This window comes from Neoactinobaculum massilliense (assembly GCF_900604955.1).
Lineage (GTDB): Bacteria > Actinomycetota > Actinomycetes > Actinomycetales > Actinomycetaceae > Neoactinobaculum > Neoactinobaculum massilliense.
The window spans coordinates 367975-391893 of the sequence record NZ_UWPE01000001.1 but is presented as its reverse complement, the minus strand read 5'-3'; the positions used below and the strand labels follow the sequence as shown (position 1 = coordinate 391893).

17 protein-coding genes and 1 pseudogene are annotated in these 23919 nt (G+C 62.8%); 7 read left to right on the top strand and 11 right to left on the bottom strand.

What is annotated here, in order from left to right:
- Positions 1-3: 3 nt before the first annotated feature.
- Complete coding sequence (locus EIH27_RS01690) at positions 4-3438, bottom strand: ATP-dependent DNA helicase (RefSeq protein WP_124039263.1); 3435 nt, start codon at positions 3436-3438, stop codon at positions 4-6.
- The gene (locus EIH27_RS01685) at positions 3435-6728 is read right to left on the bottom strand and encodes a PD-(D/E)XK nuclease family protein (RefSeq protein ID WP_124039262.1); all 3294 of its coding nucleotides are present in this window, start codon (positions 6726-6728) and stop codon (positions 3435-3437) included. Before EIH27_RS01685 ends, EIH27_RS01690 begins: the two co-directional genes overlap by 4 nt.
- 377 nt (positions 6729-7105) lie before the next feature.
- Between EIH27_RS01685 and EIH27_RS01680 the strand changes: the two genes are divergently transcribed.
- Both EIH27_RS01680 and EIH27_RS08110 read left to right on the top strand, forming a co-directional pair.
- Positions 7106-7327 (top strand): DUF3107 domain-containing protein, encoded by a 222-nt coding sequence (locus EIH27_RS01680; protein WP_124039261.1) that lies wholly within the window; start codon positions 7106-7108, stop codon positions 7325-7327.
- A 51-nt stretch (positions 7328-7378) separates the two neighbouring features.
- The gene (locus tag EIH27_RS08110) at positions 7379-9469 is read left to right on the top strand and encodes a DEAD/DEAH box helicase (RefSeq protein WP_124039260.1); all 2091 of its coding nucleotides are present in this window, start codon (positions 7379-7381) and stop codon (positions 9467-9469) included.
- A gap of 54 nt (positions 9470-9523) precedes the next feature.
- Here the strand turns inward: EIH27_RS08110 and EIH27_RS01670 are convergent.
- From EIH27_RS01670 to EIH27_RS01660, 3 genes and pseudogenes are all read right to left on the bottom strand, one after another.
- Positions 9524-10266, bottom strand: a pseudogene (locus EIH27_RS01670) (MIP/aquaporin family protein).
- Positions 10267-10664: 398 nt separating this feature from the next.
- The gene (locus EIH27_RS01665) at positions 10665-11294 is read right to left on the bottom strand and encodes a MarC family protein (RefSeq protein ID WP_124039259.1); all 630 of its coding nucleotides are present in this window, start codon (positions 11292-11294) and stop codon (positions 10665-10667) included.
- Positions 11291-12133, bottom strand: coding sequence for a PHP domain-containing protein (locus tag EIH27_RS01660; RefSeq protein WP_124039258.1), 843 nt, complete (start codon positions 12131-12133; stop codon positions 11291-11293). Before EIH27_RS01660 ends, EIH27_RS01665 begins: the two co-directional genes overlap by 4 nt.
- Positions 12134-12353: 220 nt before the next feature.
- On the opposite strand from EIH27_RS01660, the gene EIH27_RS01655 reads away from it, so the two are divergent.
- The 3 genes from EIH27_RS01655 (at position 12354) to EIH27_RS01645 (ending at position 15865) form a co-directional block, all read left to right on the top strand.
- Positions 12354-13850 carry an aminopeptidase P family protein gene (locus EIH27_RS01655; RefSeq protein WP_124039257.1) on the top strand — a complete coding sequence of 499 codons (1497 nt, stop codon included), beginning with the start codon at positions 12354-12356 and terminating at the stop codon, positions 13848-13850.
- Positions 13851-13942: 92 nt separating this feature from the next.
- A complete protein-coding gene (locus EIH27_RS01650; RefSeq protein ID WP_124039256.1) occupies positions 13943-15289 on the top strand; it encodes a magnesium transporter MgtE N-terminal domain-containing protein in 1347 nt (448 codons plus the stop codon).
- Positions 15290-15865 (top strand): DUF1003 domain-containing protein, encoded by a 576-nt coding sequence (locus EIH27_RS01645; RefSeq protein ID WP_124039255.1) that lies wholly within the window; start codon positions 15290-15292, stop codon positions 15863-15865.
- 5 nt (positions 15866-15870) lie between these two features.
- Here the strand turns inward: EIH27_RS01645 and EIH27_RS01640 are convergent, their stop codons facing one another.
- A complete protein-coding gene (locus tag EIH27_RS01640; protein ID WP_124039254.1) occupies positions 15871-17784 on the bottom strand; it encodes an acyltransferase family protein in 1914 nt (637 codons plus the stop codon).
- 322 nt (positions 17785-18106) lie between these two features.
- Here EIH27_RS01640 and EIH27_RS01635 point away from each other — a divergent pair, with 322 nt between their 5' ends.
- Together EIH27_RS01635 and EIH27_RS01630 are read left to right on the top strand one after the other, a co-directional pair.
- On the top strand, positions 18107-19192 hold the full coding sequence (locus EIH27_RS01635) for an Mrp/NBP35 family ATP-binding protein (RefSeq protein WP_124039253.1): 1086 nt from the start codon (positions 18107-18109) through the stop codon (positions 19190-19192).
- Positions 19193-19249: 57 nt separating this feature from the next.
- Positions 19250-19867 carry an O-methyltransferase gene (locus EIH27_RS01630; protein ID WP_124039252.1) on the top strand — a complete coding sequence of 206 codons (618 nt, stop codon included), beginning with the start codon at positions 19250-19252 and terminating at the stop codon, positions 19865-19867.
- 79 nt (positions 19868-19946) lie between these two features.
- On the opposite strand, the gene EIH27_RS01625 is transcribed toward EIH27_RS01630, so the two are convergent.
- The 5 genes from EIH27_RS01625 to EIH27_RS01605 form a co-directional block, all read right to left on the bottom strand.
- Positions 19947-20114 (bottom strand): DUF3117 domain-containing protein, encoded by a 168-nt coding sequence (locus tag EIH27_RS01625; RefSeq protein ID WP_124039251.1) that lies wholly within the window; start codon positions 20112-20114, stop codon positions 19947-19949.
- 175 nt (positions 20115-20289) lie between these two features.
- Entirely contained in the window at positions 20290-21054 is a 765-nt protein-coding gene (locus tag EIH27_RS01620; protein ID WP_124039250.1) for an LOG family protein, read from the bottom strand.
- A 26-nt stretch (positions 21055-21080) separates the two neighbouring features.
- On the bottom strand, positions 21081-22178 hold the full coding sequence (locus EIH27_RS01615; RefSeq protein ID WP_124039249.1) for a mannose-1-phosphate guanylyltransferase: 1098 nt from the start codon (positions 22176-22178) through the stop codon (positions 21081-21083).
- Positions 22179-22210: 32 nt separating this feature from the next.
- Positions 22211-23029: an exodeoxyribonuclease III gene (locus EIH27_RS01610; RefSeq protein ID WP_124039248.1), complete on the bottom strand. Its 819-nt coding sequence runs from the start codon at positions 23027-23029 to the stop codon at positions 22211-22213.
- A gap of 20 nt (positions 23030-23049) precedes the next feature.
- Positions 23050-23919, bottom strand: coding sequence for a bifunctional methylenetetrahydrofolate dehydrogenase/methenyltetrahydrofolate cyclohydrolase (locus EIH27_RS01605; protein ID WP_124040092.1), 870 nt, complete (start codon positions 23917-23919; stop codon positions 23050-23052).

Sequence of the window (23919 nt, the reverse complement as noted above, 5' to 3'; positions counted from 1 at the left end):
TCCTTAACGGCCGCTAGCTCCGCGCATCCAATCCAGGATATCCGCCTCAATGGCCGCACGGTCACGGCGCTTCACACTCACCTCCTCCGCCCGATCACCTGCGAGGTACACGAATGAGGCACCGATGTTCTCAAGCGGTGTCTCGGAGGTACCCGCCCACGCTAATCGGTACACCTCCAGTTGGAGTTGACGCGCACGCAACCGCGCACCGGTGGGCCGAGACCCAGTTTTCCAATCGACGATAGTGACCGCCGGCCGCGTTGGATCCGAGCCGGTATCAAATACGGCGTCGAGGGTACAGCGCAGAATATGGCCCTCCACGGTCAATTCGAGGCTCTGCTCGATGGCAAGCGGACGAGCGTGAGCCCACGGCGACGCGAGGAAATTGGCGTACAGCAGTGTTTCATTGGCGAGCGGTGCCGATTCTTCATCCTTTATTTCCGCACCGTCGAGCATGAGCGAGGCACCAAACGACTGCGCGATCCGCGCGTGGAGCATTGTGCCCACCCGCGCCGCACGGCTGGGTTCACGCGGAATCGGGCGTAGTAGCTGCCGCCGGTAGGCCTTTCCCTGCTCCGCCAAATGCACTAGGTCCGTGGCCGTGTAGTAGGGCATATCAACGGCAGGCGGAGCAAGCCTCGCCGCCATCTCCGTCTCTGCGAGATCCCGAGCGCGGTCGAACAGCTCCGCGGGCGTGGCCACTGTCAATGCCCGTTCCATGGGAAGGGAACGCTTCACATCCTGCGGCCACCGCCGTACTCCGGGCACCGTGAACGGGTCCACGACAGAATCAGGATCGATAACCGGAAATGGCTGAACTGCATCCTCAATGTCAGCCTCCGTGGGCCCGGAAGCATCCACCCAGTGGATGCCCGCCGGATGCTCGCCCAGAACAGCAGCGCCGGACACGACCTCCCATCCATCACGTGCCGCCGCTTCTCGCACCATGGTGAGGTACGGCGAGGGATCCAAGCGAACCTGCTTTGATGCGCCACTTTTCATGGCGGCAAGCCCTGCCCGTGCCTTGTCCGGACTGTCATACAGATAGGAAACCAAAGCCAGTGCACGGCGAGGCCGAGTGAATGCGACGTATGCCACGCGGCGTTCTTCGGCCGCTGCCTCATCATCTGTCTCCTCAACAAAGGAGAGCGCGGCCACGCTCGCTGAGGCCGGATCCGCCTGATCGGCAAATCGGAACGAGGATAGATGCTCGGCATCCGCCCGCAGCGGATACGGCAGCACACCGGGTTTCTTCGGCCAGTATTCCTTTCGAGTGGCCGCGAATCCCCGGGTGGTCAGGTCCGGAACTATTACCAGATCCTCCCATTCCAGTCCTTTGGCTGCATGAACCGTCATAATTTGTATAGTGCCCGGGTTTACCTCTGTACTCACGTCAGTTTCGGCCAGCGCATCATCACCGGCAGCGCCCTCTTTTCCGCCACGTTCGCTCTCATCCACCGCCTCCAGCCAGGCAAGAAGATCCGCGAGCGTCGCGGATGGATGGGAAAGCTGATAATCCCGAGCCATCGAAATGAGCATGGCAATGGAGGTTTGTACGCGCTGCGATCCCGTGGTCCGAGTTGCCGCAGCTAGGTCCTGGCCCAGGATACGCGCGGCCGACGCCACCGCTTCCGCGAATGGCACATCGAGGAGGGCACGTAACTGCACCAGAATATCCGCGAGATAGTGAAGGCGGCGCCTGCCCTCCGGGGAGAACAGCTCTGCTGGGCTCTCCGAGATGGCCCCGAGCGCCTCAATCAGGTTAGTTTCATCGCGCGCATCGAGCCATTTGCCCCCGCGCATCTGCGCCAATTCTTTCTTCGCATACTGCCTGGACCATTCACGCAGCCCACGCATATCCGCGACCCCGATATTCCAGGCCACCAGGAGACGCATAAGAAGATCGTTTCGGTTCGGATCCACGGCCACGCCGAGGCCGGCCAGAATGGTAACGATCTCGGGCTGGTCCAGCAGCGGCTGACCACCGCTCACCTCGAAATAATCGCGTGTAGAGGGCTCCGCTTCCAGGGCCGCCACGATGCGCGCAAGGTGAGTGCGCTTCCGGATGAGGATGGCGATTTCGGCGCCGCCTCTCACTGCCGGCTCCGGCCCCTCCCGCCCGCCTAGCTCCCATATTTCATGATCGCGTTGCTGATGCGCCCGCGTGTCTTCTGCGTCCGCGTAGACGCGGCCAGCCAGCCGTGCCAGTGCTGTGTAGGATTCGTCAGCCAACACGGTGGTGAGGTCAAGAACTCGGCCGGGCCCGGCGCCAGGACGCGGACGCAGCACCACCGCGTCGGTCCGTTCGGCCACCGCATTACCGGCGGCAAGGACCGCTTGATCGTTACGGAACGATGTGGAAAGAGTCAGTTCTTCAACTGCGCTCATGCCGAAAATTCGTGCGGCACCGGTCCGAAAATCATCCAGGGCACCGGCACCGGCACCGCGCCACCCATAGATAGCCTGATTCCGATCACCCACGGCACAGATGGATCGCCAGTTCGCCATAGCATCGGGGACTCCCGCCGGGTCTTGCGCTAGCGCCCCCATGAGCATCTGGGCCTGCGATGGGGAAGTGTCCTGGTACTCATCGAGCAGTACTAACCGATAGCGAGAACGAATATCGGCCGCCACGGCCGGTGAGCGCTCAATCACCCGGGAGGCAATGAGTACCTGGTCGGCGAACTCCATCACGCCCTCGTCTCGCTTTGCGTCCAAATAGGAACGCACCACTTCCACGAGGGCACGTCCGGCCGCCATATCCGTGCCACGAATCGCATCCTTAACCAGCACTTTCCATCCCTGTGCGGCCTCTTCGCCATCCTTATTTTTCCGCACCGCCGGACCGGCTGCCAGGCGCTCCAGCGCCGCGAGCTCCGCATCCTGGAATGATCTGAGCTCATCGATACTTACGCCGTTATCCACAATGACAGCTACCAAATTCAATGCCCGATCCACCGTTGTGGAGGGTGCCCATTGTTCCAACGCGGCGAATTGCGCGGTGCGGGGTAGATTCTCCACAACGTGCTCCATGAGCTGATGGCGCTCACCGTCAGTAATGAGCCGAGCGGTGGGATTTGCCCCGACGATAATGCCGTAATCTCGCACAATGCCGGCCGCGAAAGCGTTATACGTGGAAATGGTGGGCCGGTGCAAATCACCCCCTATGCCGAGCATGTCCAGCGCCCGGCCCACGCGATCAGATAGTTCTCCGGCAGCCTTCTCCGTAAAGGTGAGGCCCAGCACCTCCTCCGGCGCCACGTGCCCTTCTGCAACGTGATAGGCCACGCGCTGCGTCATGGTGGCGGTTTTACCCGAACCGGCACCAGCGCGCACCAGGATAGCCGGAGCATCCGAAATGATGACGGCACGCTGCTCCTCAGTGGGCATGAAGCCGCCACGTCCTGCCAGTGTGGCCATCACAGACTCATAACTCATGAGAAGATCCACTCCTTCGGTGCATCAAGATCAATGTCTCCGCTACGGAACTTGTTACCGTGATCCAGCACGGGCAGGGCGGGAATCCATCCGCTTCGCAACAGGTGCACGATGATGTCCATGATGGCGACGGCGCGCTCCCGATCGCTCTCTGAGAGCGCGCCTCGGCTTCGCTGCTTTGGGACACCAAATGTCATACCTGCCGCGGGCTCCGGCGTAGGTACGCCCGCCTGGGAGCGCGGAGACGCTGCCACATTACCCAGCTCTACGAGCTCCGCTCCCGCCGCCGGTTTGCCCGTGGCCAATTCATACAGGAGCTGATAAAAGAGCAGCTGGGGGTTGTTCTGCACATCGGCGTCCACATGCCCCGTCTTGAAATCGAGAATATGCGCACCATCCGCACGCTCCACAATCCGATCCGCCCGCGCCCTCGCCGTGAGGGGCTCTGCACTAGCTTGAAGCGTTCCAGTCAGTGATGTTTCAACGCCTCGCAACCGATCCGCCGGGTTGGCAAGAATGCTGTAGAGCAGCGCCGCCATGTCGCGGCTTTTCTGCGCCGACATCCCTGCTACATAGCGTGCATCCTCGGGGAAGGTAGCGCGCACCCGTGCCACAAATTCCTCTGCTGACGGTGTGGCGTGTGTCAGCTGACGCTCCCCGTACCACTGCGCGATCCCGTGGATGGCATTCCCGCGGTCAAGTGGCTCCGAATCGCGTGTATCCTCCGCGCCGATAAATTGCGTAAAGGCTGCCACCGGCCTGGTCACCATTTTTTCTGCCTGGGAAGGACTGAATGAAAGTGGCGGCACGCCCGCTTCACGTGGACGGCCCTGCACAGTGGACGGCCTTAGTCCATCCAGCCAGAGGGTGGGATCAGCCTCCGCAATTTGTGCCCCCCGCAAAATTTCCAGGGCCGCGGCCAGTTCCGCTGGGTGCGGCCCTGGAAGGCTAAGCGAACGCCGAATCTGGGATACCAGGGCCGTCGGCGTGGCAAGATCCACCACCGCCCGCGGATGCTGAACGGCATCGCTGCCACCGGCGCCACCGACTACCAGGCCGAGGAAGCGTGAGGGCGTGGCGCCCTCACCATCAACCGCGGTCAGAATAAGGCGGCGGGCCGCGCGTGACGCCGCGTGCAGGAACTGCCGCAACTCGTCACTTATTACTTCGCGTGCGGCAGCGCCCCGGCCGGCAGCGGAAACAAGTTCGGCCTCATCACAGCGCCCGGTAACCAGCGCCATGAGCATTCCCGTGCCTGCCAGCGGATCGCGTACCCGCGGATTTGGCCATACGCCGTCCTGTAGGCCTTGGAGGACCACCACATCCCATTCGGTGCCCTGACACGATGCAGGCGTAGCCAGTTGCACGGCGTCACCTTCGGCACCCAGCCGAGCTACCGTATCCTCGGGTAGATCCTGTTCCGCAATAAGCTCACGTAACTGCACAAAAGTGACGTTTGGGTCTCGATCTGCCAAGCGCTGGGCCACGCGAAATAGCTGAATGACCGCATCCAAATGACGCCCGGCCGTATCCGCTTCCGGCCCGCTTCCCATCGCCCGCCGCTGCAACTTTTCGGCTACACCGGCCCCCTGCCAGGCAGCCCAGAGCACCTGCTCCGCCTGGCTATTCGATTCCCGCGCAGTTTGCCGCACGGATTCAACAATGCGTCCCACCCGGACCAACTCAGGATGCCATGCCGTATCTCCCTCAAGAACGGCCGTGGCAAGTAGCTCCTCGGCATCGGGCAGCGCGGTTCTGTCGTTCTCCTCCTGAGCGGCGAGTGCCCGGGCGCGGGCCTGCCGCCCGAGGCGCTTCACTTCAAGCGGATCCATGCCAATGAGCGGACTGGTAAGCATGGCTGTGATCGCAGCAGGCTCATGTTCTTCACTGAGAGCCACATTGATCGTGGCTAGCAAAGCCGCAACCATACTGTTTGCCCGAAGCGGAAGCTGCGATGCGATACGCGCCACCGGGATGCCGCGCCGCACCAGCGCTTCCCGGATATGGGCGTGAGAGGTAGCCGAGCGAGAAATGACGGCCATGGACGCATAGGGGGTGCCACGAAGATGCGAACGCCGCAGCGTTGCCGCAATCCATGCCAACTCCTCCTCAGGATTAGCAAATAGCGCAACCTCTACGCTCTCCTGTGCTGGAGCCGGGCCCGGGCGGTTCGTTACGGCAGCAGCCAGCCCGTGTGTTTTGCCCGCTGCATAGGCCCTCCCGTCCAGCGCTACCCCAGCCGGCTTTACGCCCCCGGCATGCTCACCGCCGCCTTCGGCAATATCTGCTGACCGCTGATGTCCCACGGCACCGCTAACGGGCAGACGCGCTTCCAACTCACGTACGACCGCCGAGAGCGCCGCTCCGCCCCGGTGCCGCACGCTCAGGTAGGCCGGTTCAAGACCGAGCCCCACCGGCGCAGGACGCGTCACTTCCCCAGGAAGCGCGGCTACCCCACCACGAAATCCCTGCACGGCCTGGTCCGGATTACCAGCCGTAATGATTCGCGCACCATCTTTCTGTAGTACGCGCAGTAATGGCAGGAGCGAGCGCGGAGCATTTTGGAGATCATCCACCAGCACCCAATCCCAGCGCGGCACGGGCGCAGCCCCCTGCCCTACCCGGGCCGTGCGCTCCTCCCAGTCCTGCAATACCGATGCCGCCGTGGCGAGGAGCTGGGCATGGTCCAGGCGGTCCGAACTTCCCACGGTGGCGTCTTCAAGAGCCACTAAATCCGAGTACACGTCCCGCAACTGTCCGCCCGTGATCCACAGCTGTGCCGTGACGCCCAGTTCCGGATGCGTGCGGCCAAGCCGTATAAGTTCCTCAGCCCCGATCCCCAATTCCGCTGAACGCGTAATAAGGTTTCGCAGCTGACTCCGAAAACCGGGCAACGCACGGATCTCCGGGGAGGCAGCAAAATCCGGATAACTCACCGGAGCGGCGGGATCCGCGAGAATCTCCCGCAGCAAGGCATCCTCATCGGGCCCGGACAGCAGCTCCGGGGCTGGACGGTTCACGGCCGCCGCGAAGGTGGCCACCAACCCATAGCTGAAGGCCGCCACCGTTTGGATACTGAGGTTTTCTCCACGCCCGCCGAGGCGCCGCGTAAGCGCCTGCCGCGCTTTGTCCGCCGCCCGACGATCCTGAGTAAGAAAAGCCACCTGCCCCCGCGCCAGCCGTGCCACAATCTCCATCAGCACGGCCGTTTTTCCGCTGCCGGGCGCGCCAATAATACTGACGCCGCCCCGCTTCACCGCCTCAAGCGCCGCGCGCTGTGACTCATCCATGGCTTCCCCTTTCGAAACTACTGCCAGGATACGGGCCAGCTCCGACACGTTTCGCCACCCGCCCTACCTTGCTGGCCCGCCTTCATCACAAGCAGGACCACTCATGAGCGTTGTCTGCACAAGCTGTGCCCACTCCCCGCTTTCCTCGCACGCAGGACCGCTCGCCACGACGTCGTCGCGACACCGCGCCGCTTTACTCCCGGTACCCCGCACACCCCCACCGTCAAATACCCGAAATAGTGCTCAAACGTCAGCCGCACCACAGTCCGCCCGTGGGTGAAACGGAAAACGTGTCGGACCGCCCGGTTAGGATGTCAAAGGATTCGCGGAAAAGCCGCGCACTTGGGCAAAGCGCCCGCATGAAGGGAGGGGCCACAATGGAGATTTCCATCGGAGTCAAGTTCAGCACCCGCGAGATTAATCTAGAGTCCAACGAAACGCCGGATGCTGTTTACGGCAAGGTAGAAGAAGCACTCGCTAATGATCATCCGCTGCGCCTTGAGGATACAAAGGACCGCGAGGTGATCGTGCCCGCCAGCGCCATCGCCTATGTAGAGGTCTCGAATGCTAAGCAGCATCGCGTGGGCTTCGGGCTGTAAGCCGCCTCGTAGCGCACAGGAACGCCGCATTGCAGCACAGGAAGGATAGGTATGGCAACAGGAGTTGTTGACTCCTCACACGCCTCGGCACCTCAAACAGCTGAGGTTCGAGCAGACATCACGGGCGATGCCAGCTCCGCAGAAGGGAAAACGTTCGCAGACTTTGGCGTATCGGAGGCCATCACCTCAGCGCTCGACGCACACGGGATCACCGCACCGTTCCCCATTCAGGCACTCACACTGCCGGTAGCACTCAAGGGCCGTGACATTATTGGCCAGGCGAAAACAGGGACCGGGAAAACCCTGGGCTTCGCCATTCCCATGATTGAGAAAGTGGTGGGCCCGGGCGAGGACGGCTGGGAGGATCTCTCCACTCGAGATCAGGGCGCCCCGCAGGGACTGGTGGTACTCCCCACGCGTGAACTGGCCCAGCAGGTAGCCACGGAAATGCGGCGCGCAGCGGCTAACCGCACCATCCGCATTGCGGACATCTATGGAGGGCGCGCCTACGAACCGCAGGAGGATGCACTCCGCCGCGGCGTCGAAATTATTGTTGGCACTCCCGGACGCATTCTTGATTTCATCGGCTCCCATAAACTTCGCCTTGATCAGGCCCACACCGTCGTGCTGGATGAGGCCGATGAAATGCTGGACCTTGGTTTCCTACCCGACGTGGAAAAACTTCTGTCCTATGCACCCGCCCGGCGGCAAACCATGTTGTTCTCCGCCACCATGCCCGGCGCGGTCATTAATATGGCCCGTCGCCACATGAGTAAGCCCACCCATATCCGCGTGCAGGATCCGAACGATGATGGCGCCACCGTCAAGAACACACTTCAGGTGGTGTATCGCTGCCACCCGATGAACAAAACGGAAGTGGTGGCCCGTATCCTTCAGGCGCGCGGGCGCGGCCGCACCATTATCTTCACGCGTACAAAACGCACGGCGGCACGTGTGGAGGAAGAACTCGTCGAACGCGGTTTCGCCGCCGGCGCGCTCCACGGTGATCTTGGTCAAAGCCAACGCGAACGTGCCCTACGTGCATTCCGAGACGGGAAAATTGATGTTCTCGTTGCCACCGATGTGGCGGCCCGCGGTATTGACGTCGATGATGTCACCCACGTTATTAATTACCAGATGCCTGAGGACGAGCGGCATTACATCCACCGAATCGGCCGCACGGGACGCGCCGGTCACTCCGGCACCGCGGTCACCTTCGTGGATTGGGAGGATCTACCTCGCTGGGGCCTCATTAATCAGGCACTCAACCTTGGTATCCCGGATCCGCCCGAGACATACCACACGTCCGACCATCTTTACGCGGACCTCAATATTCCGCACGATGTCACGGGCCGCCTTTCCCGCTCCGGGCATACATCGAGCCGGACCACTCAGGCACGGGAGACACCCCGTTCCTCCGTGCAACGGGGCGGCAGCAGGCATCAGCGTCGTCGCCTGGCGTCTCCGGATGAGGATTCACGTGGCACCTCACGACGCCGCGTACGCACGGGCGCAGACGGTCCAGCACGTAACACGTCATCGCATCGCCACGATGCCTCCGCAAACCAACGGGAGGTAGCTTCGCGCCGTCGTTCGCGCAGCACGGCACAGTCGGAACAGCACGTGCGCCGACGCCGTGTGCTCACAAATACCGCGCCCGTGGAAACCCGCTATGGGCGGAGTGCCTCCACTCCCGAACGCAAGGAAGCGGTCACCACACGTGTGACATCACAAACGGTGTCCAGGCCGTCGCGTGCTAGAAGCGCCAGTGCTCCCACGCGCAGCCCGCGCACAACTGCGCCGTCGCGCACAGAAGCGACGCACACCGCCTCTTCGCACGATGCACATACGCGTGGTACCAACACGCGCAGCGTGAGCCGCGGTCATGACAGGACACGCAACACAGCCGTGCGCACGTCGAGGACCGCTTCTCGGCGCGCACCCGAGAAGCGCACGCAAACATCCAAGCATCAGGAGCGCACCGGCACTAGAACGGCGCACGCCGCTCGCACGCAGTCGAGCACACGGACAGGGCGTAAGTCAGTGCGCCGCGAACCTGTTGCCCGCAAGGTAGGCCGGTCCAATCAGTCCGGCACTCGGCGTGGCTCGCGCGGGCGTGTCATAGGCCAGGTGCGCAAGTAATCTAGCGGTTCAACAAAAGAGTGGGGCGGTGTGATCACCGCCCCACAGAACTACTTATAGAACCGCATACAGCAGGCCGGCCAGGATGCCACCCGCCAGCGGACCGAACACGGGTACCCAGGCATAGCCCCAGTCGGATGATCCCTTGTGGGGAATTGGCAGGAATGCGTGAGCGATACGCGGCCCCAGGTCACGCGCGGGGTTAATTGCGTAGCCCGTGGGCCCGCCCAGAGATGCACCTATGACAACGATAAGGAGCGCAACCGCGAGCGGCCCGAGGCCCGAGGGCGTATGCCCGAATTCGAGGATCACAAACACCAGCACGAAGGTGCCAATGAGCTCGGTGAGGAAGTTCCAGCCGTAGGAACGAATCTCGGGACCGGTGGAGAAGGTACCCAGAATTGCCGCCGAATCCTTCTCCAGGTCATAGTGCTTCTTGTAGGTCAGCCACACAAACACGGCGCCGATAATGGCCCCCACCATTTGCGCCAAAATGTAGGACGTAATGGTGCCGGCAGTAGCCGGGATAGCCGCGTAGCCCAGATCCGGGTTGCCACCGTAGAGCGGCCCACCCGCGGCGGCTAGGCCGAGTGTCACGGCGGGGTTGAGATGGGCGCCGGTACCGTAGCCACGTACACACCCATCATCACAGCGAGGCCCCAGCCAATGGTCACCATCAGCCACCCGCCGCCACGGCCCTTCGACCGCACAAGTAGATTATTTGCCACCACACCGTCACCCAGCAGGATGAGGATGGCCGTACCCAGGGCCTCCTGGACCCAAATAGTCGCGTACATGCATCTCCTTTGAAGCATAAGGACCATGGGCCCCATTTTTGAGGCCCGCGCGGACTCCAACACTGTACCGACATCGTTGCGATAATCACCACTGTCGCGCCCAAACGCCCACTTGGGTTGGTGCACCCTCTCTGCTTTGATCGGCTCCCTACCGCCAGATGACGCCGTGCGATGAAAACTCATCCGCCCAAAAATACTTAAATACTGCACAAACGTGCATCAGTTTCTGTGAAAGTGCCCTGCCCAGTGACACGATCTCACGGACGCTGTTACGCACGTTGAGGGCGGTCCACACACAGAACCGAGCCCGGACGCGTCTGCGGGCAAAACGGCGAACAGTCGCCCAACGAGCAGCCGCCCAACGAACAACCGACTAAAGCCCCGGATAACCGGCACACTTACGCGTGTTGAACCACCGACACGATTCCGTCAATCACCATTTGCACGGAGATGGCCGCCAGGATCATGCCCGCCAATCGGGTGAGCAGCACGGTACCCGGGTCTCCGATCACGCGATGAATGGGATTGGCGAATCGGAACACAACCCACTCAATGAGGTGGACCAGCACAAAGGCCGCAATCAAAGCCACCACGGCGCCCGCACTCTCACGCGCCTGATTGGCGGCGACCATAATGGCCACAACGGTACCCGGGCCTGCAAGCAGCGGAATCCCCAACGGAACAATCGCCACGTTCGCACGCGTGGAAGATTCCCCCTCCTCATCAGAACTGTTCTCCCCCATACCCAGCATGAGTTGAAGAGACACAATGAGCAGCAGAATCCCACCCGAAATCTGCATGGATTCGGTAGAAAGATCCAGCAACCGCAGCAGCGCGCTCCCAAACAGGCCGAAGAAAAGCAATACCAGCACGGACGTGAGCACAGCATTGAAGGCCACCCGGTTGCGCTCCCTGGCGGTGAAACGGGCGGTCAGCCCAATGAACACGGGGAGATTGCCGAGCGGATCAGAAATGACAATGAGAGTGGTAAAAGAGGAGAGGAAAAAGACGCCGTCAAATACACTCACTCGTGAAGGACCTCCAGGTACGTACCGGCGACCAGGTCCTCCAAGATCTCGGGAGCGGTGACATATTCACCGAGCCGGTTAGGCTTACCCGCCCCATGATAATCGCTCGCCCCGAATCTGGCTAAACCCAGCCGCTGCGCGCGTGCCGTAAGCTCCGGAATATAGCGACCATCATTTTCCGGATGATCAATCTCCACCCCGAATAGTCCCGCCGCGGCGAATTCGTCCAGCGCGGCGAAGGGCACCATGCGGCTGCGCTGCGGCGCCGCGGGATGAGCAAAAACAGCTTTTCCGTGCGCCTCATTGATCCAGCCAATCACGTCCGTTGTCTCCGGCGCATAGTAGTGAATGAAGTAGGGCCCGCCCGGTTTGAGAAAACGCTCGAAGGCTTCCGAACGGTCCGCCGCGAAACCTTTGGCCACCATGGCGTCCGCAATGTGGGGCCGCCCCACCACCTGTGCATCCCCAATCTGCTCCTCCACATCCGCCCAGGTGAGGGGAAAATCGGCGCTAATTCGCTCCACCATGGTACGGGCACGGTCCACGCGAGCCGTCCGCATTTTCGCGATGTGCTCGCGTATACGGGCGTCCGACGGATCAAAAAGATAGCCGAGCATGTGCACCGTAATACCGTGGTATCGCGTGGAAAACTCCACCCCGCGAATGAGTGCAACACCCGTTTGTGCCACCATCGCGGCGGCCTCATCCCAGCCGGCCATCGTGTCATGATCGGTCAGTCCGATACCGTCCAGCCCCGCCGCCCGCGCTTCGTCCATGAGTGCAGTCGGGCTGACCGTGGAATCTGAGGCCGTGGAATGAGTGTGGGTGTCAACGCGCATGGATTAATCCTAGTGGTCTGATATGCCCGGCAGTACCACCGTTACGCGCGTCCCGATCGTGTCTGCCGGTCACGTCTATTCCGGCGTCCGACGTCGATGCCCGCGTAAGCCCACCCACGCGAACGACGTCGTCCCCACCCCAGTGCCGGTGTTGTCCCTCACCGGACGCTCCGGCGTCGGACGGGACATGAATGTCGCACCACGGTGCGATACTGGTTACATGACGAAAGCATCTGATGAATTGAAGTCTCGCGGCGACAATCGTTCCCAGCAACCGCATAATGACGCGTTCCGGGCGTTTATGGGCAGTGACTGGGGCCCGCGCCCGGCCGGCCCACAGCGGTCCGCCGTTGCGGATTTTCTGCCTGCACGTCATGAGGCCCTCTCCAAGCTGTTCCCCGGTGAACGGCTGGTCATTCCCGCCGGCGAACCACGCGTGCGCAACAATGACAATGACTACCGTTTCCGCGCACATTCGGCGTTCTCGCACATGTCCGGACTGGGTGAGGAAAAGGAACCCGGCGCGGTGCTGGTGTTCAACCCGAAACCCGAAGGCGGCCATGATGTCACCCTCTACTTCTTCCCGCGTTCCTCACGCTCCTCCGAGGAGTTCTACGCGGATGCCAAGCACGGCGAATTCTGGGTGGGCGCACGGCCATCCCTCGAGGACGTGCACACGCTCACCGGCATTAAAACGGACCATATCGATAACCTTCGCGACGCACTCTCGAAGGATCTCGGTCAGGTGCAGTTGCGCGTACTACCGCAGTCTGACGCAGAAATTGAGGCACTGGTATCGGAGTTGCGCCAGGCCGCCGGTATTGACGACGGCGCGGAGGCCCGGGATCTCAAACTGGCGGAGAAGCTTGCCGAGCTCCGCCTGCGTAAGGATTCCTGGGAAGTTCAGGAAATGCGCAAGGCCATCAGGGCTACCTACGACGGCTTCGAGCAGATCATCGCGGAGTTGCCGCGCGCAACGCAGGCCCCCCCCCGCGGCGAACGCGTAGTTGAGGGAGCATTTGCGGCCAATGCGCGCGAGCAGGGAAATGGCCTCGGATACGAAACCATCGCGGCCTCCGGCAATCACGCAAACACGCTGCACTGGATGACGAATGATGGCCCGGTCAAGGACGGCGACCTCATCCTGGTGGATGCCGGCGTGGAACTGGACTCGCTGTACACCGCCGATATCACGCGTACGCTCCCGGTGAATGGCAAGTTCACCGACGCCCAGCGCGAGGTGTATCAGGTGGTGCTCGACGCCGCCAATCGTGCCCTTGAGGTGGCCGGACAGGCCGGCGCGCGCTTCCGGGATCTCCACTCGGCCGCCATGGAGGTGCTGGCCAAGGCACTGGAAAACTGGGGCATGCTCCCCGGTACCGCGGAGGAATCGCTGGCCCCCACCGGGCAGTTCCACCGGCGTTGGATGCCTCACGGCACCTCGCATCACCTCGGATTGGACGTCCACGATTGCGCGGCCGCCCGCCGCGAAATGTACGTGGATGCCTTCCTGGAACCCGGCATGATCTTCACGATCGAGCCCGGCCTCTACTTCCGCGCTGACGATCTCAAGGTGCCCGAACGCTTCCGCGGCATCGGCGTGCGCATTGAGGATGACATCCTTCGCACACAGAACGGCGCCGAGCGTCTCTCCGAATTCATTCCCCGCGAGGTGGATGATATCGAGAGCTGGATGGCCGGAATCTGGAACAAGTAGATTCCGATACTAGGGGCGCCGAGCACCACAGGCGCTCCACCACCGTCACGGCATAAAATCAACGCCGTAGTACGAAGCGTAAAGGGGGCGCCTTGTCATCCGATACTCAGTCACGCGTATTTGTTGCCCGGCTAGTAGGCACCGAAGTTTTCGACCCCATAGGTGACAAGGTGGGTTTCGTCCATGATGTGGTGGTGGTATTCCGCCTCCAGGGCGCCCCAATGGCCGTGGGCCTGGTCATCGACATGGCCCGCCGGCGCGTGTTTCTCCCGTTCACGCGCGTCACGGCTATCCGGGACGGGCAGGTGATTACCACGGGCGTGGTCAATGTGCGTCGATTCGCCAAGCGCAACGTGGAACACCTGGTGGTGGGTCAGCTTCTCGATAGAGAGGTAACCATCAAGGCTACAGGCGACGCCGCCACGGTGGTGGACGCCGCCATTGAACGGGTGCGCCCCAAGGAGTGGGCACTCACCCAGGTGTACGTGCGCGGAAGCGGCCCGCGCCGCGGCGAAAGCAATATTTTTAGCATCTCCGAGGTAACCGGACTCGCCTCCCCGGCAAAGTACCAGGGCACCGCCACGCTGGCCGCCCAGATCCAGGGGCTCAAGGCCGCAGACGTGGCCGATATCCTCCATGACCTGCCCGGCGACCGCATGGTGGCCGTCGCCCGCTCGCTGACGGATGAGCGACTGGCTGACATTATCGAGGAGTTGTCCGACGACGACCGCCTCACGGTTATTGCAGGGCTCAATCTCCACCGGGCCGCGGAGGTAATTGACGTGATGCAGCCGGATGACGCGGCGGATTTGATTGCCGATTTAAAACCATCCACCGCCGCACGGTTGCTGGATTACATGGGGGAAAATAAGGCGGAGGATGTGCGCCGCCTCATGAGCTATGACGAGCGCACGGCCGGTGGCCTCATGACAACCAGTCCGCTCATCCTCTCCCCCGATGATTCGGTAGCCAAGGCCCTTGCCTCGGCTCAGCGGCCGGATCTTCCCCCGGCTCTGGCCACCATCTTCTTTGTTACGCGACCGCCCATGGAAACGCCCACGGGCCGCTATATCGGTGCCGTTCATCTTCAGCGCGCCCTGCGAGAACCACCCTCCACCATGCTTGGCTCCATCATCGACGCGGATGTTGAGGGTATTGAACCGGATGCCTCGCTATCAGCGGTCACCCGCGAATTGGCTACCTACAATCTCACCGCGCTGCCGGTGGTGGATAACGGCCTGCTGGTGGGCGCCGTGTCCGTTGACGACGTCCTGGATCACATTCTGCCTGAGGACTGGCGTGATGACGACGAGACCGAGGGCGAGCAGTGGAACGAAGGCGAAGAATGGCATACGGACGGTGAGGAAGAAAGCCATGACTCGACCGGCAGTACCGGCACTCCCCACGCCGAACCGGCCACGCATGAGAAGGAGGATTAAATGGCATCGGAACTCGATAAGCCGCTGGATCGCCGTAGCGGACTCCCCCTCCTTCGCCGTCGACGTAAGAAGGATACGGACCGAGGCGGACGCTTCGCTGAAACCATCGCCCGGTTCTCCGGTACCCCTACCTTCCTCCTCTGGCTCACCATTTTCGTGGCTATCTGGATCGGCTGGAATTCGCTCGCACCGGCGCATCTACGTTTTGATTCCGCGGACCTGGGGTTCACCGCTCTCACGCTCATGCTGTCCCTACAGGCGTCCTACTCGGCCCCCCTCATCCTGCTCGCACAGAACCGTCAGGATGCCCGCGACCGCGTGCAGGCCGAAAATGATCGGCAACAGAGCGCGCGCAATCTCACGGATACCGAGTATCTCACCCGTGAGATTGCCGGTATGCGCATGGCGCTCGGCGAGGTAGCCACGCGCGATTACGTTCGCTCCGAGCTACGCGATCTGCTCGACGAGATTAATCGTGACCGTGACGAGGCAATTGCCGAACGCGAGCAGCGCATCTCCGAGCTCGAAGCGGAGTTGCGCGAGGCTCGCGGTGAGCCCCGCACGCTGGCTAACTAGCCGCCCTAGAACGAATCGACCGCGTCCTTCACCGCCTGAGCGTAGGCGGGTGCAAGGCGGCCATCCGGGTGGACGTGATCACCGGCCAACTCGTCCTGGTGGGCGGCGGCGATGGAGGCCCAATCGGCCACCCGGACTCGATCCGGGTGCGCCTGCGCCAACGCCTGGATCTCCGTGTTCGCCGCGGAAATCCACGTCTTGTCCGCCGGCCCGTATCCGGTAACGAACACAATCCGGCGGTCCGGCCCGGCCACCCGGTCAATAGCGTTCCAGTCCCGCTCCCGAATGGTTGCGTTCGTTGCTAAGGCAATGACCACGTAGGTGCCTAGTTTGCCCTGCCGCGCATATGTGGCCATGAGATCCGGTGCCACCCGCACCGAGCGGGACACCTCGGCGTCGATCAGGGCGCCCGGGAATGCCCGCCGGAGGGCCGGTGCCGCGGCCAATGCCACCGAATCGCCAATGATGGTGACCTGGGTGGAGTCCTTCGGGTGGGGAGCAGCCGTTGCCGCACCACTCGGTGCGACGGATGCCGCTCCGCCGGGGGCCGCGGACTCAACGGGTGAGACGGCTGCATTACCCGCCGTATTCCCGGCGGCTGGCGCTTTATTGTTACCCGCTGGCTGCTCCGCCGGCCGGCCGCTCGCCGCCGGCGGGGTGGCCGGTGTGCCCAGCGCCGCGCGCCCCTGCTCAATGTATTCCTGGGCCGAGCTTTCCGCGTGTGAGGTTCCTACGGCGGTCAGCGCCAGTGCCAGGACCACCGCTGCGGCGCCCACTCGCATCGCGAGCGCCCCACGATTATCCCGGTGTGCCAGATAGATCCGCCGCACCCACGCCGTGAGCCCTTCACGCCGAATCGGCGTCTCCACGTAGGTGTAGGAGAGGTGGGCGAGTAGTACGGACAGTGCCGTCACCAGCATGGCATTCACCCAGGGTGAGGGGTGGAACGCGTAGAAGAAGAGGACGCGCAGCGGCCAGTGCCACAGGTAGATTCCATAGGAGCGCTCTCCCAGCCACACCATGACACGGGAGTTGAGCAGCCCCATGAGCGTTGGAGCTCCGGCTCCTTCCCCGCCAAGGAATCCCAGCACTACCACGCCGCCCAGCAGGGAGGCCAGAACGGTACCCCAGGGGTACATGAAGTCGTTGTCGGGCATCAGCACGGCGAGCAGGATGATGGCGGTGAGCGCCAACCAGCTTCCCACCCCCAGTGCGCGGTGACCCCGTACGGTCAGCCGCGGTCCTTCGCCTTCTAGCGCATGCGGGAAGGCCAGTGCCACCGCGGCGCCGATCATCAATCCGTAGGCGTGCGTATCTGTGCCCACGTAGGCACGCGTCACGTCCTCGGCAGCCATGGACGCGAGCTGTGAGGCAATCGCGGATGCACCGGCCAGACCGAGCGCTGCGCCCGGCCGCCAGCGCCGCGGGAGCAGCAAAATACCTGCCAGCAGCAGCGGCCAGAACAGGTAGAACTGCTGCTCCACCGCAAGGGACCACATGTTCGTGAGTAGTTGCGGGGACTGCTGGTCAAAATAAGAAGCAGAATTGGCGATCTCGAACCAGTTGTAGGTACCGGTGATACTGCCCAGTCCCTGCCAGCCCATGCCAACCAGCGCGTCGCCGCCCACAAGCCGCGCCAGTGCCAGCCCGCACACGGTGGTCATCACCACCGCCGGCACCAGCCGCCGCACCCGCTTGCGCCAGAACGTACGCAGGTCCATCCGGCCATTTTTCTGCCGTGAGCGCACCAAAAGTGAGGTAATGAGAAAACCGGAGATGACGAAGAAGATGTCCACGCCGATGAATCCGGCCGAGAAGTGCACCGCATCCAGGTGATACAGCAGCACCAACATCGCCGCGACGGCGCGCATACCATCGAGTCCACCAATCCGTTGGGTTTGGCGTTGCGTTACGCTCATTCCTCTTCGCTTTCCGTTGACGCGGCCTCACGGCCCGAGCACCGAACTAGTGTGCATCACCCCCGCACGTCCCCGGACCTGTCATCGGCTCCAATTCGGTATCAATTGGGCAACGATTCAGCAACATTGTGCGTTTCGTTTCATCATGGTGCACGGCTGGATCAGGAGTGGTAAGTGCCCCGCCGACGTCGAGGTCCCCGGATATCGACGCACCCGCGAGCGCCCGCGCACGTCCCAGAATCCCCATCGCCTCCACCATCCATAACCCGCGGGCACTCGCACACCCGGGCACATCTGTGCCGCGGGCCGCTAGAGTTGCCCCATGGTCACCTCGGACAACGTCATACAACAGCTGGGTAAGGTCATTGATCCTGAACTTCGGCGGCCCATCACCGAGCTCAACATGGTAGATAACGTGGCGGTAAATGATGACCACGTGGACGTGCGCGTTCTTCTCACCACGCCGGCCTGCCCGCTCGGGGGTACTCTCGAATCTGCCGTCACAGAGGCGCTTCTAGCGCTCGACGGAGTGGAGAGCGTGAGTGTGTCACTCGGCGCGATGGATGACGCGCAGCGCGAAACGCTACGCAAGCAGCTCCGCGGTGGAGAGGAGCCCGGCAATCCGTTCACGGATCCCGATTCACCCACCCGTGTGCTGGCGGTGGCCTCCGGTAAGGGCGGCGTGGGAAAATCCACCATCTCCGCAAATCTTGCCACCGAGTTGGCGCGGCGTGGATACCGGGTGGGGCTGGTGGATGCCGACATTTATGGTTTCTCCATTCCACGCATGATGGGCATTACCCAGCAGCCCGTAGCAATCGACTCCATGATTGTTCCGCCCATTGGTCACGGCGTGAAAACAATTTCCATCGGCATGTTTATTCAAGACAATGCACCGGTTATGTGGCGCGGCCCGATGCTGCACCGGGCAATCCAGCAGTTTTTCTCCGACGTATTCTGGGATGACCTCGACTTCCTGCTTCTTGATCTTCCGCCGGGAACGGGCGACGTGGCGATGTCCGTGGCTCAGTTGATTCCACGCTCGGAGATCCTTGTGGTGACGACGCCGCAAGCCTCGGACGCCGCGGTTGCCGAACGCGCGGGGTCACTGGGCGGTCAGACCGGCCAGCGCGTAGTGGGCGTGGTAGAAAACATGAGCTACATGGTGATGCCGGACGGCACACATTCCGCCATTTTCGGCACCGGTGGCGGCGCCCGCGTGGCCAAGGCGCTCAGCACGGACCTGGGGTACCGGGTGCCTCTGCTCGGCGAAGTGCCGCTTGAGGCACCCATTGGCGAGTCCTCGGACGCCGGTACGCCGTACGTATTGCGAACTGAGGCCTCCCCGGCGCGTGACATGCTCCGGAGCATCGCGGACGGCCTGGAGACCCCGAAAGTCCGCGCATAGGTACAACGCCGTCTCGTCAAGCCACTACGATGGGACGAGCATAGTAGAGGAGGACCAATGGCCGATCACACTCAGGAGTGGGCCTACGCGGAAGAGCGCACCGGCGAGGACCACGTAACGCGGGATGCGCGTCAGGCGGCCCGCGAACTGGGAGTGGACGCCATGTCCCCCGCAGCGGCGCATTTTCTCGCCGTCCTCGCTCGACTCATCGGCGCACGCACGGCCGTTGAGATCGGCACCGGTACCGGCGTCTCGGGCCTCCATCTCCTGGGCACCGATGGCCTGGTGCTCACCACCATCGATACGAACCACGAGGCACAGATGCGGGCGCGCTCCGCGTTTCATAGCGCCGGTGTTCGTTCCAACCGCACCCGTATTATCGAGGGTACATCCACGGATATCCTGCCGCGCCTGGCCTCCGGCTCCTATGATCTGGTCCTTATAGACGGTGATCCGCTTCAGGCGCGCGCGGACCTTGAGGAGGCACTACGGCTCCTTCGCCGTGGCGGGCTAGCGATTGTGGCACACGCGTTCCAGGGTGGGCACGTTCCGGATCCGGCGCGCCGCGAGGAGAACGTGGTGGCCATGCGCAATCTGCTACGCGATGTTGAGGCGGAGGAGATCACCTCGACGCTGGTTCCCATCGGCGACGGCGTGCTCGTCGTCGTCCCGTAGGCCCGCACTTCGCGCGAACATAAAAACTATGCGGATATAAAAACTGGGCCGCCCGCGGCGGCCCAGCAGCTTATTTTCACTAGCGCTCGATAGCGGCCAGTGCCTCCTTAAGATGGGTGGCCTCTTCGTCATTCAGCTCGATAACCAGACGCCCACCTCCGTCTACCGGCATCCGGACAACGATAGTACGTGGCTCGCGCTCCACTTCCAGGGGACCATCACCTGTGCGTGGCTTCATGGCTGCCATATTTTCCGTCCTTTCCTTCGACGCTTTATGCGATCGACCTCTCCTATCTTACCGAATTGGTAGCCAGAGGCCGGCGAATATCCCCAAAATAGCCGGCGCGTCTTACCCGCAGGTGACTGTTCCACCCCGCGCGAGTTTCCCTGCTGGTCGCAAACCTCGCTTGCAGAACGCGCGGCTAGTTGGCGCCGGACGTCCCGGCGTCGTCCACCTGTAGGGGTGGCAGATTATTCAGCATGTAGGCCACCGCTTCATCGGCCGTATCCACCACGCCGATCAGATCAGGATCCGTGGGGGCAATGACCTTTTCAGCAACAAGCCGGCCCCGAATCCAGTCCACGAGCCCGTCCCAGTACTCACGTCCCACCAATACCAGGGGGAACTGGTGCACCTTACCCGTCTGGCGCAGCGTGATGGCCTCGAAGAGTTCGTCCAGCGTGCCGAATCCGCCGGGCATCACCACAAATCCGGAGGCGTACTTGAGGAACATCATCTTTCGCACAAAGAAATAGCGGAAGTTGAGGCCGAAGTCCACCCACTCGTTGAGGCCCTGTTCATGCGGAAGCTCAATGCCAAGGCCCACGGAGAGCCCGTCGGCGTCCTTGGCGCCGCGGTTTGCGGCCTCCATCATGCCCGGGCCGCCACCGGTGATGACGCCCCATCCGGCCTCCGCTAGACGCCGCGCGATCTCCCGCGCCACCGCATAGTACGGTGAATCCTCGCGCAGCCGCGCGGACCCAAAAACGGAGATACACGGCGGCATCTCCGCCATGGCGCCAAATCCCTCCACGAACTCGGATTGAATTCGCAGTACGCGCCACGGGTCCGTCTTAGTCCAGGCAGCCTCCGGTCCCGTCTCACGAAGTAGCTTGGTGTCCGCCGTGGTGGATGGAATGAGTTTCCCGCGCCGGACCTGTGCACCGCGCCAATATTCGTCTCGCATATGTTCTCCTCTCCAGCCTGCCGCGCCTAGCGCAAATCGTTCATTCCCATGGCACGGAGCGCGTCCACGGCGCCTTTTACCTGCTGCGCGGCCGCCCTGCGGGTGACCAATAATACGTCCCCGCTATCCACCACCACGGCATCCGGTACGCCCACGAGCACCACGGGTTTACCCGAGGCATACACCAACGCACCATCAGAATCGAGCGCCAGGACGGTCTGCGGCTTACCACCCGGCGCCACCTGGGCCGTGCGCTCATCCGTGTCCAGCAGATCACCGGCCGAGGCAAAATCGCCCACATCGGACCACCCCATGTCCGCCGGCGCCACGGCCACCAGACCGCGTGCAGCCAGCGGTTCGGCCAGCGCCGTGTCGATAACAGAGACGGGGGTGGCCTCCCAGCCGGCCCTCGCCGTCGTACTCCAGGCGAAGTCCTGCGTACCGCCGCCCACCACCTCACGCAGGTGACTGACCGTGTCCGCGATCTCCGTGTAGGACTCGGTAAGCGCGGATACCCGGAAAACAAACATGCCGGCGTTCCACAGGTAGTCCCCGGAGTCCAGGTAGCGCTGTGCGGTGGCCGAATCAGGCTTTTCCACGAATGCGGCGGCCCTCCCCCACGCGCCGTTCGCGGGAGCGGGTCCATCCAGATGGATATAGCCGAAGCCGGTGGAGGGACGGTCGGGGGTAATCCCGATGGTGGCGAGCATGCCCTCGCGCGCGGCGGCCTCGGCGGCGCCTAGTGCACGCCCGAACGCCGCGGTATCGCGAATCACGTGATCGGCGGCAAACGAACCGACCACCGCGTCCCCGTAGCGGCGCTGAATGAGTAGCGCAGCAAGCACGATGGCCGGCAGCGTGCCCCGGGGCACCGGCTCCACGACCACGTGCTTATCTATCCCGGGTGCCACATCGGCCAGCTGGTCACGTACGCCCTCGGCGTGCGCGGCGCCGGTCACCACGGTGACGGAGTCCGCGTAGGGCGCCAGCCGCTCCACCGTGTTCTGCAGCATGGAGTGCCCGTTACCCTCAAGGTCCAGTAGAAACTTCGGCCGTGCGGCGCGCGAAAGCGGCCACAACCGCGAACCGATGCCTCCGGCCGGGATAATCGCGTGAAAACTCAAAGTGTTCCTCCTACCTGCGGGCGCCATTATTACTACAAATCGTAAGTAACAGTGAGTGGCGCATGGTCAGACCAGCGCCTATCCCACGCATCCGCGCGCCCCACCGCGAACGTCTCTGCCCGGGCGGCAAGCGGTGCGGTTGCCATCTGGTAGTCGATGCGCCAGCCAACGTTGTTATCAAACGCCTTCCCGCGCTGGGACCACCACGTGTAGACGTCCTTCTTCACGCCATCGGTTTCGACGACGCCGCCCGCGCGGTCCTCAAGCTCACGTTGCACGTCACTCCAACCCGCCTCAAACCACCGGTCCAGGTAGGCGATTTCCTGATCGAGCACGCCGGAGGTGCGATTGTGATTAGAACGCCAGTTGGCGATGCCGCGTTCGTCTCGCACCACGTTGAAGTCCCCGCACACGAGGATGGGAGCCGCGGTATCCAGTTCCGCGAGGCGCGCGGACACCCGGTCCAGGTGCGCGTACTTGGCGTCCATCTTTTCCGGCTTAGAGGCAACCCCGGAGTGCAGATAGGCACTAATCACCGTGAGCCCCGGCAGGTCCACCTCAAGCCACCGGCCGGTGTCCACAGGAATGTCATCCTCCGGCAGCCCGCGCCGTACCTCGCCGATGTCAAGCCCGTGGCGCACGGCCACGGCCACGCCGGCACGGCCCTTGAGCTTGGAGGCTTCCACCAGCACCGTGTACGCGGAATTCGGGAGCACCGTTGTCACTATCTCTGGGTCGGCGCGCACCTCCTGCATGAGAATGACGTCCGGCGCCTCGGCGGCCACCCAGTCCCGCATACCTTTACGCACGGCGGCACGAATGCCGTTCACGTTCACGGTTGTTATTTTCATTTGTTCCTCCCTGCCACCTGCTATGCAGCCAGGCGCCGCTCGGCCATCCGCACCACGTTGTCCAGCAGCATGACGCGAGTCATGGGCCCCACGCCCCCGGGATTTGGCGTTGCCCAGGAGGCTTTCTCCCAGGAGGCCGGGTCAATATCCCCGATGGTATGCCATTTTCCGTTGGCATCCCGCGTGCGCGTTACCCCAACATCCACCAGAACCGCGCCCTCCGGAACATCTTCCGGGCCCACCAGGTGCGCACGTCCCACAGCGGCCACGATGACATCCGATTCCATCAAAATACGGTGAAGGTTCTCGGTGGTGGAGCGGCACAGCGTGACGGTGGCACCCACTTCTTTTCGGCTGAGCAGCAGGCCGAGTGGACGCCCTGCCGTCACCCCCTGGCCTACTACCGCCACGCGTTTGCCACGGAGGGATATGCCGTGACGTCTCAGAAGCTCCAGAATCCCCGCGGGCGTGCACCCGACCGGCGTGCCGATTGGCTGATTGGCCGTGAGGGCCAGACGGCCAAGGTTCATGGGGTGGAGCCCATCCGCATCCTTCGCGGGATCAATATCCTCAATGATGGAGGCCTCGGCCATGCCGTCCGGGAGAGGAAGCTGAAGAATGTAGCCGGTACACGCGGGGTCCTCATTTAGCTCTCGGATCACGCCGCGTACCTCCGCCTCGGAGGCCGACGCCGGCAGATCGCGCCGGATTGAGGCAATACCTACCTCCGCGCAGTCCCTATGCTTGAGATCCACATACTTGTGCGAGGGAAGATCGTCGCCCACCAGAATTGTGCCCAGTCCCGGCGTCATGCCGTGCTCCTTGAGCCGCGCCACTCGCTGGCGCAGCTCCGCTTTAATCTGGGCCGCAGCTACCCGACCATCCAGCAT

Bases quoted from the DNA above. Each gene is read 5' to 3' on its own strand.
- EIH27_RS01690 (WP_124039263.1), bottom strand. From the start codon at position 3,438: ATGAGTTATGAGTCTGTGATGGCCACACTGGCAGGACGTGGCGGCTTC.
- EIH27_RS01685 (WP_124039262.1), bottom strand. From the start codon at position 6,728: ATGGATGAGTCACAGCGCGCGGCGCTTGAGGCGGTGAAGCGGGGCGGC.
- EIH27_RS01680 (WP_124039261.1), top strand. From the start codon at position 7,106: ATGGAGATTTCCATCGGAGTCAAGTTCAGCACCCGCGAGATTAATCTA.
- EIH27_RS08110 (WP_124039260.1), top strand. From the start codon at position 7,379: ATGGCAACAGGAGTTGTTGACTCCTCACACGCCTCGGCACCTCAAACA.
- EIH27_RS01660 (WP_124039258.1), bottom strand. From the start codon at position 12,133: ATGCGCGTTGACACCCACACTCATTCCACGGCCTCAGATTCCACGGTC.
- EIH27_RS01655 (WP_124039257.1), top strand. From the start codon at position 12,354: ATGACGAAAGCATCTGATGAATTGAAGTCTCGCGGCGACAATCGTTCC.
- EIH27_RS01645 (WP_124039255.1), top strand. From the start codon at position 15,290: ATGGCATCGGAACTCGATAAGCCGCTGGATCGCCGTAGCGGACTCCCC.
- EIH27_RS01640 (WP_124039254.1), bottom strand. From the start codon at position 17,784: ATGAGCGTAACGCAACGCCAAACCCAACGGATTGGTGGACTCGATGGT.
- EIH27_RS01635 (WP_124039253.1), top strand. From the start codon at position 18,107: ATGGTCACCTCGGACAACGTCATACAACAGCTGGGTAAGGTCATTGAT.
- EIH27_RS01630 (WP_124039252.1), top strand. From the start codon at position 19,250: ATGGCCGATCACACTCAGGAGTGGGCCTACGCGGAAGAGCGCACCGGC.
- EIH27_RS01625 (WP_124039251.1), bottom strand. From the start codon at position 20,114: ATGGCAGCCATGAAGCCACGCACAGGTGATGGTCCCCTGGAAGTGGAG.
- EIH27_RS01620 (WP_124039250.1), bottom strand. From the start codon at position 21,054: ATGCGAGACGAATATTGGCGCGGTGCACAGGTCCGGCGCGGGAAACTC.
- EIH27_RS01610 (WP_124039248.1), bottom strand. From the start codon at position 23,029: ATGAAAATAACAACCGTGAACGTGAACGGCATTCGTGCCGCCGTGCGT.
- EIH27_RS01605 (WP_124040092.1), bottom strand. From the start codon at position 23,919: ATGCTGGATGGTCGGGTAGCTGCGGCCCAGATTAAAGCGGAGCTGCGC.